General features: G+C 72.8%; 9 protein-coding genes. 8 read left to right on the forward strand and 1 reads right to left on the reverse strand.

The genetic code is table 11. The features are described 5' to 3' along the window. The first annotated feature begins 147 nt into the window (after positions 1-147). Genes rpmI through AC2VNT_RS12270 form a run of 3 tightly spaced genes read left to right on the forward strand, consistent with a single transcriptional unit; the run spans position 148 to position 1584 of the window. The gene (rpmI, locus tag AC2VNT_RS12260; RefSeq protein WP_486947120.1) at positions 148-342 is read left to right on the forward strand and encodes a 50S ribosomal protein L35; all 195 of its coding nucleotides are present in this window, start codon (positions 148-150) and stop codon (positions 340-342) included. A gap of 49 nt (positions 343-391) precedes the next feature. Beyond that, complete coding sequence (gene rplT, locus AC2VNT_RS12265; protein WP_486947121.1) at positions 392-781, forward strand: 50S ribosomal protein L20; 390 nt, start codon at positions 392-394, stop codon at positions 779-781. A gap of 11 nt (positions 782-792) precedes the next feature. Beyond that, positions 793-1584, forward strand: coding sequence for a TrmH family RNA methyltransferase (locus tag AC2VNT_RS12270; protein WP_486947122.1), 792 nt, complete (start codon positions 793-795; stop codon positions 1582-1584). A gap of 6 nt (positions 1585-1590) precedes the next feature. Here AC2VNT_RS12270 and AC2VNT_RS12275 read toward each other — a convergent pair whose 3' ends face one another. Beyond that, entirely contained in the window at positions 1591-2679 is a 1089-nt protein-coding gene (locus AC2VNT_RS12275) for an oxygenase MpaB family protein (RefSeq protein ID WP_486947123.1), read from the reverse strand. 273 nt (positions 2680-2952) lie between these two features. Between AC2VNT_RS12275 and AC2VNT_RS12280 the strand changes: the two genes are divergently transcribed. The 5 genes from AC2VNT_RS12280 to AC2VNT_RS12300 all read left to right on the forward strand — a co-directional run. Beyond that, complete coding sequence (locus AC2VNT_RS12280) at positions 2953-3771, forward strand: adenylate/guanylate cyclase domain-containing protein (protein WP_486947128.1); 819 nt, start codon at positions 2953-2955, stop codon at positions 3769-3771. 286 nt (positions 3772-4057) lie between these two features. Continuing rightward, positions 4058-5110 (forward strand): phenylalanine--tRNA ligase subunit alpha, encoded by a 1053-nt coding sequence (gene pheS / locus AC2VNT_RS12285; RefSeq protein ID WP_486947124.1) that lies wholly within the window; start codon positions 4058-4060, stop codon positions 5108-5110. Beyond that, positions 5110-7596 (forward strand): phenylalanine--tRNA ligase subunit beta, encoded by a 2487-nt coding sequence (pheT, locus tag AC2VNT_RS12290; protein WP_486947125.1) that lies wholly within the window; start codon positions 5110-5112, stop codon positions 7594-7596. Before pheS ends, pheT begins: the two co-directional genes overlap by 1 nt. A gap of 187 nt (positions 7597-7783) precedes the next feature. Further along, the gene (gene argC / locus AC2VNT_RS12295; RefSeq protein WP_486947126.1) at positions 7784-8842 is read left to right on the forward strand and encodes an N-acetyl-gamma-glutamyl-phosphate reductase; all 1059 of its coding nucleotides are present in this window, start codon (positions 7784-7786) and stop codon (positions 8840-8842) included. Between the two features lie 5 nt (positions 8843-8847). Beyond that, positions 8848-9624 (forward strand): bifunctional ornithine acetyltransferase/N-acetylglutamate synthase (locus tag AC2VNT_RS12300; protein ID WP_486947127.1); only part of this gene is annotated, 777 nt, incomplete at its 3' end.

Below are 9624 nucleotides of genomic sequence, written 5' to 3' on the forward strand. Positions count from 1 at the left end.
CCATGGTCCTGGCGCCGCACCGCGGCGCGAAGACCCGGGCCAGGGCGGCGGAGCAGGCCCATGCGCCGGCCGGCCAGCCCGGCCAGCAACCCGATACGACCGACGAAACCAGCCAGCCGGCGAGCTGACCGACACCAACGAGGACACATGCCCAAGACGAAAACCCACAGCGGCGCTTCGAAACGGTTCCGGCGCACCGGAACCGGAAAGATCGTGCGTCAGAAGGCGAACCGCCGCCACCTGCTGGAGCACAAGCCGAGCACCCGGACCCGCCGGTTGGACGGCCGCACCACGGTGTCGGCCAACGACACCAAGCGGGTCAACGCCATGTTGAACGGCTGACCGGTCAGCCGCGCAAAACCATTACGCCCGAACGAGATAGGAAAGATCCATGGCACGCGTGAAGCGGGCGGTCAACGCCCAGAAAAAGCGACGCACGATCCTGAAGGCGTCGCGCGGCTACCGTGGCCAGCGATCGCGGCTCTACCGCAAGGCCAAAGAGCAGCAGCTGCACTCACTGACCTACGCCTACCGCGACCGTCGCGCGCGCAAGGGTGAGTTCCGCAAGCTGTGGATCTCCCGGATCAACGCGGCCGCCCGAGCCAACGGCATCACCTACAACCGGCTGATCCAGGGCCTCAAGATCGCCGCCGTCGAGGTGGACCGCAAGAACCTGGCCGAGATCGCGGTCAGCGACGCCGATGCGTTCGCCGCGCTTGTCGAGGTGGCCCGCAAAGCGCTGCCCGGCGACGTCAACGCGCCCTCCGGCGAGGCTGCCTGACCCGCGGGGGCATGCTCACCGAACGCTCGGCCCGGGTGGTCGCGGCGGTCAAGCTGCGCCGGAACGCCGCCCGCCGGCGAGCGGAGCGCTTCCTGGTCGAAGGCCCCAATCTGGTGGAAGCCGCCTCGCGGCGTGGTCTGATCCGGGAGGTATTCGTCGCCGAACCGGCGGCGCAGCGGCACGCCGGATTGCTGGCCGGCATCGACGCCCCGGTGCAGCTGGTCACCGAGCGGGCGGCGAAAGCGCTCTCCGAGACGGTCACCCCGGCCGGAGTGGTCGCGGTCTGTCGGATCCCGGCGCCCGACCTGGATCGGGTGCTGGCCGGTTCCCCTGGGTTGGTCGCCGTCGCCGTCGGTGTCGGCGAACCGGGGAACGCCGGGACGCTGATCCGGATCGCCGACGCGATGGGTGCCGGTGCGGCGGTCTTGACCGGGCAGAGCGTCGATCCCTACAACGGGAAATGTCTGCGCGCCTCGGCCGGGAGCATCTTCAGCCTGCCGGTGGTGGTCGCCGCCGACACCGATGCGGCGCTGGCCGCGCTGCGCGGGGCGGGTCTGCGTCTGCTGGCGGCCGCACTGGACGGCGAGCTCTCACTCGACGACGCCGGGCCGCTGCTGACCCGCCCGACGGCCTGGCTCTTCGGGCCTGAGTCGCACGGCTTGCCGGTCGAGGTGACGGCCGCCGCCGATCACCGGGTGGCGATCCCGATGGCCGGCGGTGCGGAGAGCCTGAATGTCGCGTCGGCCGCGGCGATCTGTCTGTACCAGAGCGCCCGGGCGCAGCGATCGGGGCGAGCCGGCTAGCGAGCCTCAGGCCGCGTGTCCGCGGGCCGGGCGTCGCACCCCGGCCAGCGAGAACGTGCTGTGCACCAGCGATCCGGCACGCTCGATCAGGGTCGACCCGGCGCGCTCCACCACGTTCTTGGCGCGACGTGGGACGTAGTGCGTCCCGTCGTCGCGGCGGTCCTTCGGTGGCGCCGTGAACGAGGGCGCCTCGATCAGCCGGGCGTCGGCCGGGATCTTGCCCTGCGCACGCCGGTAGCCGGCCAGCGCGCGCGGGTGCAGCCGGATCTCCTCGGGAACGAACGCGAACGCGAGCTGGCTGAACTTGCCGATCAACCGCAGCAGCACCTCGTCGCCCTCGGACCAGCGCAGCCCCGCCTTCTCGCGGACCACCGGGTCGAACAGCCCGGCGGCGACCCAGCGTTGCACCCCCACCATCGGCCCGAACATCTGGTCCCAGACCCCGCTGGGCATCAGCACGAACCACGGCTTCGGAATCCGCATGTGCAGAATCCTGCGGGCGGCCGGCGTCAGCTCCAGCACTTCGCGGCAGGTTCGATCCCAGTACTCGCAGAACTCCTCCCACGTCTTCGGCACCGGACGCATGCTCATGCCGTACATCCGGTACCACTGCACATGCTCGTCGAAGAGCTGGTGCTTCTCGGCCTCGGTCAGCCCGCCGCAGAAGTACTCGGCGAGGTTGATCACCAGCATGAAAAACGTCGCGTGCGCCCAGTAGAACGTCGCGGGGTCCAGCGAGTGATAGCGGCGCCCTTTCTCGTCGACCCCTTTGATGTCGTGGTGCCAGTCCCGGATCTCCTCGCCGGTCCGTTGCGCGCGATCGCCGTCGTAGACCACGCCCAGGATCGGGTAGGCCGATCGGGAGACCCGCTGCAGCGGTTCGCGCCACAGCGTCGAGTGCTCCTCGACGCCGGCGCCGAGCGCGGGGTACATGTTCTCGATCGCGCCGATCCACACACCCATCAGGCCGGTGCGGATGTCGCCGAAGTATTTCCAGGTCAGCGAGTCGGGCCCGAGTGGCTCGGGGGGGCGGGTGCGCGCGTCATCGGGCTGCGCGGGTGCGGATTCGACGGACGTCGTCGGCGTCGGGTTCATCACGCCCTCCTGTCTGACCAACCTGACGCTGACGGTAAATCTGAGAACGCGCGTTGTCAATTGTGCCACGCCGAATGGGCCGTCCCGCGGTTGCGACCTGGGTGAACACCGACATGACCAGGTCATTTGGCTCCGGCGGCGGTGGATCCCACCGCGTTCTGCGTCGGCGTCACCGCTACTCTGGTGCGGGTGAACCCCGATTCGCCCGATCAGGGGTCCGTCGAGCAGGGGGAGACGCCGGATCTGCTCTCTGGCGTACCGCGGCGCGGCCGGATGGTGGGCTGGCTGCGCCGTGTGAACGGCAACGACCGGACGATCGACGTGATCCGCCGGCTGCGTCAACGGCTGCCCGGCGACCCGGAGTTCGGCGATCCGCTCTCCACCGCCGGGGAGGGTGGCCCGCAGGCCGCGGCCCGGGTCACCGATCGGCTGATCCGCGACCGGGATGCGGCCTCCCGCGAGGTCAGCCTGGGGGTGCTGCAGGTCTGGCAGGCACTGACCGAGTGGGCCTCCGGCCGGCCGGCCAACCCGGAAGCCACCTTGGTCTTCACCGACCTGGTCGGCTTCTCCAACTGGTCGCTGAAGGCCGGCGACGAGGCGACGCTGACCCTGCTGCGCCGGGTCGCCCAGGCGATGGAGCCGCCGCTGCTGGACGCCGGCGGCCGGATCGTCAAGCGGATGGGCGACGGGATGATGGCGGTCTTCGGTGAGCCGCTGGTCGCGGTCTTCGCCGTCCTCGCTGCGCAAGACGCGCTGACGACGGTGCAGGTCGACGGCTACGTTCCCCGGATGCGGGCCGGGATCCACACCGGCCACCCGCAGCGACTGGCCGACGACTGGCTCGGCATCGACGTCAACATCGCCGCCCGGGTGATGGAGCGCGCCACCAAGGGCGGCATCGTCGTCTCCGGCACGACGCTGGAGCGAATCGAGCCGGTAGATCTGGCCGCGCTGGGCGTGGTCGCCAGGCGGCTGCGCAAGCCGATGTTCGGCCCCAAGCTCGCCGGGGTGCCCGAGGATCTGGCGATGTACCGGCTCGTCGCCCGACCGGAGCCGTCGGGCGGCGACGGCCAGGCCAGGGCCGGTTCGTAGGCCCCGGTGCCCGGCTGACGTCCGGCCCCGGCGGCGTGACGCAGCGGGGACGCCGCCCGCACGTCACCGGCCCACCAGGTCCAGCAGACTGTCGGCGGCGAGCGCCGGGCACGCCGAGCGCAACCCCTTCCGCCGGCAGCGCGACGGCGCGACGGCAGCTCTCCGGAGCGCCAACGAACGTGGTGGCCGGCCGCCCCGATAAGATCGGCACCTGCGTCGCATCCGGGCCGCGAACGCCTCCGGCCCGGCCGGCCCGGCCCCGAGCCATAAAGGAGAGTCTCGTCGCGTGGGCGATCACCCCGTCGATCCGGCCGCCACGTCGGAGGCCGCGCTGACCGTCGCCGTCGGCGCGGCGCGGGCCGCGTTCGCCGCGGCCGCCGACCTGGACGCGCTGGCGCACGCCAAAACCGAGCACCTCGGCGATCGCTCCCCGCTGGCCCTGGCCCGCCAGGCGCTGGCCGGACTGCCCACGGCGGAGAAGGCCGACGCCGGGCGCCGGGTCAACGCCGCCCGCGGCACCGCCCAGCGCGGCTACGACGAGCGGCTGGCCGAGCTGCGGGCCGAGCGGGACGCGGCGGTGCTGGCCGCCGAACGCATCGACGTGACCCTGCCGTCCGCCCGCCGCCCGACCGGCGCTCGGCACCCGATCACCATCCTGGCCGAGCACGTCGCCGACACCTTCGTCGCGATGGGCTGGGAGCTGGCCGACGGACCCGAGGTGGAGGCCGAGCACTTCAACTTCGACGCGCTGAACTTCCCGGTCGACCACCCGGCCCGTAGCGACTCCGACACCTTCTACATCGCCCCGCCCGGCTCCCGGCAGGTGCTGCGCACCCACACCTCGCCGGTGCAGGTGCGGGCGCTGCTGCGGCGCGAGCTGCCGGTCTACGTCATCTCCATCGGCCGGGCGTTCCGCACCGACGAACTCGACACCACCCACACCCCGGTGTTCCACCAGGTCGAGGGGCTGGCGGTGGACGAGGGGCTGTCGATGGCGCACCTGCGCGGAACGCTGGACGCGTTCGCCCGCGCCGAGTTCGGCCCGGACGTGCGCACCCGGTTCCGGCCGCACTTCTTCCCGTTCACCGAACCGTCGGCCGAGGTCGACGTCTGGTTCGCCGGCAAGAAGGGCGGCGCCGGCTGGGTGGAGTGGGGCGGCTGCGGGATGGTGCACCCCAGCGTGCTGCGGGCAGTGGGGATCGACCCGGAGGTGTACTCCGGCTTCGCGTTCGGGATGGGGCTGGAGCGAACCCTGCAGTTCCGCAACCACATTCCGGACATGCGCGACATGGTCGAGGGTGACGTCCGGTTCTCGCTGCCGTTCGGGGTGGGGCTCTGATGCGCGTTCCGTACAGCTGGCTGCGTGAGGTCGTCGCGGCCGGCGCGCCGGGCTGGGACGTCTCCGCCGACGAACTGGAGCAGACCCTGATCCGGATCGGCCACGAGGTCGAGGAGGTGATCACCCTCGGACCGGTCAGCGGGCCGCTGATCATCGGGCGGGTGATCGAGATCGAGGACCTCACCGAGTTCAAGAAGCCGATCCGGGCCTGCCGGGTCGACGTCGGCGAAGACGATTCGCGGGAGATCGTCTGCGGCGCTACCAATTTCGCTGACGGAGACCTGGTCGTGGTGGCGCTGCCCGGTGCCACGCTGCCCGGCGACTTCACCATCGCCACCCGCAAGACCTACGGCCGCACCTCGGACGGGATGATCTGCTCGGCCGCCGAGCTGCGGCTGGCGACCGACCACTCCGGCATCCTGGTGCTGCCGCCGGGCACCGCCGAGCCGGGCGCCGACGCCGCCGCGGTGCTCGGCCTCGACGACACGGTGTTCGTGCTGGCCATCACCCCGGACCGCGGCTACTGCCTGTCGGTGCGCGGGCTGGCCCGCGAGATCGCCTGCGCCTACGACTTGGACTTCGTGGACCCCGCGGCGGTGCCGGCGCTCCCCGCCGACGGTGACGCCTGGCCGCTGACCGTGCAGCCCGACACCGGGGTGCGCCGGTTCGCGCTGCGGCCGGTCACCGGCATCGACCCGGCCGCGGTGTCGCCGTGGTGGCTGCAGCGGCGGCTGCTGCTCTGCGGCATCCGGGCGATCTCGCCGGCGGTGGACGCCACCAACTACGTGATGCTCGAACTCGGCCACCCGATGCACGCCCACGACCGCAACCGGATCACCGGCGGGTTCGGCGTGCGGTTCGCCCGGCCGGACGAGACCGTGACCACCCTCGACGACGTGCAGCGCCGGCTGGACCCGGCCGACGTGTTGATCGTCGACGACGTCGCCACCGCGGCGATCGGCGGCGTGATGGGATCGGGCAGCACCGAGATGCGCGACGACTCCGTCGACGTGCTGCTGGAGGCCGCGGTCTGGGATCCGGCCGCGGTATCCCGCACCGCCCGCCGGCTGCGGCTGGTCAGCGAGGCCGCCCGCCGCTACGAACGCACGGTCGACCCGGCGATCTCGGTGGCCGCGCTGGACCGGTGCGCCACGCTGCTGGCGGAGATCGCCGGGGGAGCCGCCGAGCCCACGCTCACCGACTGGCGCGGCGACCCGCCGGTGGACGACATCGCGCCGCCGGCCGTCCGGGTCGCCGCCGACCTGCCGGACCCCATCGCGGGGGTGCGCAACCTGGGCGGCACCACCGCCCCGCGGCTGACCCAGATCGGCGCGGAGGTGTGCCGCGGCGGCGACACCCTGACCGTCACCCCGCCGAGCTGGCGGCCCGACCTGCGGCAGCCCGCCGACCTGGTCGAGGAGGTGCTGCGGCTGGAGGGCATGGCGACCATCCCGTCGGTGCTGCCGGCGGCACCGGCCGGTCGGGGACTCACCGCCGGGCAGCGTCGCCGCCGGGCCGTCGGCCGGTCGCTGGCGCTGGCCGGCTACGTCGAAGTGCTCAGCACCCCGTTCCTGCCGGCCGGGGTCTTCGACGCCTGGGGCCTGGCCGCCGACGACCCGCGTCGCGGCACCACCGCGGTGCTCAACCCGCTGGAGTCCGACCGGCCGCAGCTGGCCACCACCCTGTTGCCCGCGTTACTGGAGGCACTGGGGCGCAACGTGTCCCGGGGGATGGTCGATGTCGCGTTGTTCACCGTCGCGCAGGTGGTGCAGCCCGGCGTCCAGTCGGGGGCGCCGGACGCGCTGCCGGTGGACCGCCGGCCCACCGACGCCGAGATCGCCCGGGTCGACGCGGTGCTGCCGCGCCAGCCGCTGCACGTCGCCGCGGTGCTGACCGGACTGGCCGAGCCGCGCGGACCGTGGGGTGCCGGCCGCCCGGTGGAGGCGACCGACGCGTTCGAGGCGGTGCGCACCGTCGGCCGGGCGTGCGGGGTGCCGGTGTCGCTGCGCGCCGCGGACCAGCTGCCGTGGCACCCCGGCCGCTGCGCCGAGGTGCGGGTGGGGGAGGTGGTGGTCGGCCACGCCGGCCAGCTGCACCCGGCGGTGATCGAACGGTCCGGGCTGCCGAAGGGCAGCTGCGCCGTCGAGCTGGACCTCGACGCGATCCCGATCACCGAAACCCTGCCGGCGCCGCGGGTGTCGCCGTACCCGGCGGTCTTCCAGGACGTCGCGCTGGTGGTGGACGCGCAGGTGACCGCGCAGGCGGTGGCCGACGCGATCCGCGACGGGGCCGGCGAGCTGCTGGAGGACGTCGCGCTGTTCGACGTCTACACCGGCCCGCAGGTCGGCGAGAGACACAAGTCGCTGGCGTTCGCGCTGCGGTTCCGGGCCGCCGACCGCACCCTCACCGAGGACGAGGCCAGTGCCGCCCGGGACGGGGCGGTGCGCTGCGCGGCCGAGCGGGTGGGTGCGGTGCTGCGGGGCTAGCGGACTCCGACCGTGACTGCCCCTCGCTGGTCAGCGCGGCCAAGGCGCGTTCCACCTCGGCATCAGTACGGATCGTAAGCGTTCGCATGGTCGAAATTGTCGTCGGTTTTGCACGCGATCGGCGGACATATCCGTTCGGGAGCGGGGGCGCATAACGCAGAATGAATTTGCGTCGATATGCATAGCCATGCAGAATGGCGGCGTGTCTGCGACGGTGAGGGTGGCGGTGGCCGGTGCCAGCGGGTACGCCGGCGGCGAGATCCTCCGGCTGCTGCTCGGGCACCCGGCGTACGCCGACGGCCGGCTGACCATCGGCGCGCTCACCGCGGCGGCCAACGCGGGCAGCACCATCGGTGAGCAGCACCCGCACCTGGTGCCGCTGGCCGAGCGGGTGCTCGAGCCGACCGGGCCCGACGTGCTGACCGGCCACGACGTGGTGTTCCTGGCGCTTCCGCACGGGCACTCGGCGGCGCTGGCCGGCCAACTCGGCGCCGAGACGCTGGTGATCGACTGCGGCGCGGACTTCCGGCTCGACGATGCCGCCGACTGGGAGCGGTTCTACGGCTCGGCGCACGCCGGCAGCTGGCCGTACGGGCTGGCGGAGCTGCCGGGCGCCCGGGAGCGGCTGCGCACCGCCCGCCGGATCGCGGTGCCGGGCTGCTATCCGACGGCGGCGCTGCTGGCGATGCTGCCCGCGGTCGCCGAGGACCTCGTCGAACCGGCGATCACCGTGGTCGCGGTCAGCGGCACCTCCGGCGCCGGCCGGGCCGCCAAGACCGACCTGCTCGGCTCCGAGATCATCGGTTCGGCGCGGGCCTACAACATCGGCGGTGTGCATCGGCACACCCCGGAGATCGCCCAGGGCCTGCGTGCGGTCACCCACAAAGACGTCACCGTCTCGTTCATCCCGGTGTTGATGCCGGCCTCCCGCGGCATCCTGGCCACCTGCACCGCGCGCACCGAGGCCCCGTTGTCGCAGCTGCGGGCCGCCTACGAAAAGGCATACCACGCCGAGCCGTTCGTGCACCTGCTGCCGGATGGCCGGCTGCCGCGGACGGGCTCGGTGATCGGCAGCAACGCCGCCCACCTGGCGGTCGCGGTGGACGCCGACGCCGCGACGTTCATCGCGGTGGCCGCGATCGACAACCTGGTGAAAGGCACCGGCGGTGCCGCGGTGCAGGCGATGAACCTGGCGCTGGGCTGGCCGGAGACCGAAGGGCTGTCGAGCGTGGGGGTGGCACCGTGAGCGACATGAGGCTGCTGCGGGCACAGGGGGTCACCGCGCCGGAGGGATTCCGGGCGGCCGGCATCGCCGCCGGCATCAAGAAATCGGGGGCGCTGGATCTGGCGCTGGTGTTCAACGAGGGGCCGGACTACGCCGCCGCCGGGGTGTTCACCCGCAACCAGGTCAAGGCCGCCCCGGTGCTCTGGACCCAACAGGTGCTGACCACCGGACGGCTGCGCGCCGTGGTGCTGAACTCCGGTGGCGCCAACGCCTGCACCGGGCCGGGCGGCTTCCAGGACGCGCACGCCACCGCCGAAGCGGTCGCCGCCGCGCTGAGCGGCTGGGGCACCGAGACCGGCGCCATCGAGGTCGCGGTCTGCTCCACCGGCCTGATCGGCGACCGGCTGCCGATGGACGCCGTGCTGCCCGGCGTCGAGGAGCTGGTGCACGAGATGGCCGGCGGGATGGTCGGCGGCGACGAGGCCGCCCGGGCGATCATGACCACCGACACCGTGCCGAAACAGGTTGCGCTGCACCTCCCGGACAACTGGACGCTGGGCGGGATGACGAAAGGCGCCGGCATGATCGCCCCGTCGCTGGCCACCATGCTGTGTGTGCTCACCACCGACGCGAAGGTCGATGCCGCCGCGCTGGACGGCGCGTTGCGCCGGGCCGCCGCGCTCACCTTCGACCGGCTCGACATCGACGGCAGCTGCTCCACCAACGACACGCTGCTGCTGTTGTCGTCCGGCGCCAGCGAGATCACGCCCGGCCAGGCCGATCTGGACGCCGCGGTGCTGGCC

The organism is Mycobacterium sp. TH-M15, assembly GCF_057473705.1.

Excerpts from the sequence above, each read along its gene's own strand:
- rpmI (WP_486947120.1), top strand. The coding sequence starts at position 148 with ATGCCCAAGACGAAAACCCACAGCGGCGCTTCGAAACGGTTCCGGCGC.
- rplT (WP_486947121.1), top strand. The coding sequence starts at position 392 with ATGGCACGCGTGAAGCGGGCGGTCAACGCCCAGAAAAAGCGACGCACG.
- AC2VNT_RS12270 (WP_486947122.1), top strand. The coding sequence starts at position 793 with ATGCTCACCGAACGCTCGGCCCGGGTGGTCGCGGCGGTCAAGCTGCGC.
- AC2VNT_RS12275 (WP_486947123.1), bottom strand. The coding sequence starts at position 2,679 with ATGAACCCGACGCCGACGACGTCCGTCGAATCCGCACCCGCGCAGCCC.
- AC2VNT_RS12280 (WP_486947128.1), top strand. The coding sequence starts at position 2,953 with ATGGTGGGCTGGCTGCGCCGTGTGAACGGCAACGACCGGACGATCGAC.
- pheT (WP_486947125.1), top strand. The coding sequence starts at position 5,110 with ATGCGCGTTCCGTACAGCTGGCTGCGTGAGGTCGTCGCGGCCGGCGCG.
- argC (WP_486947126.1), top strand. The coding sequence starts at position 7,784 with ATGCAGAATGGCGGCGTGTCTGCGACGGTGAGGGTGGCGGTGGCCGGT.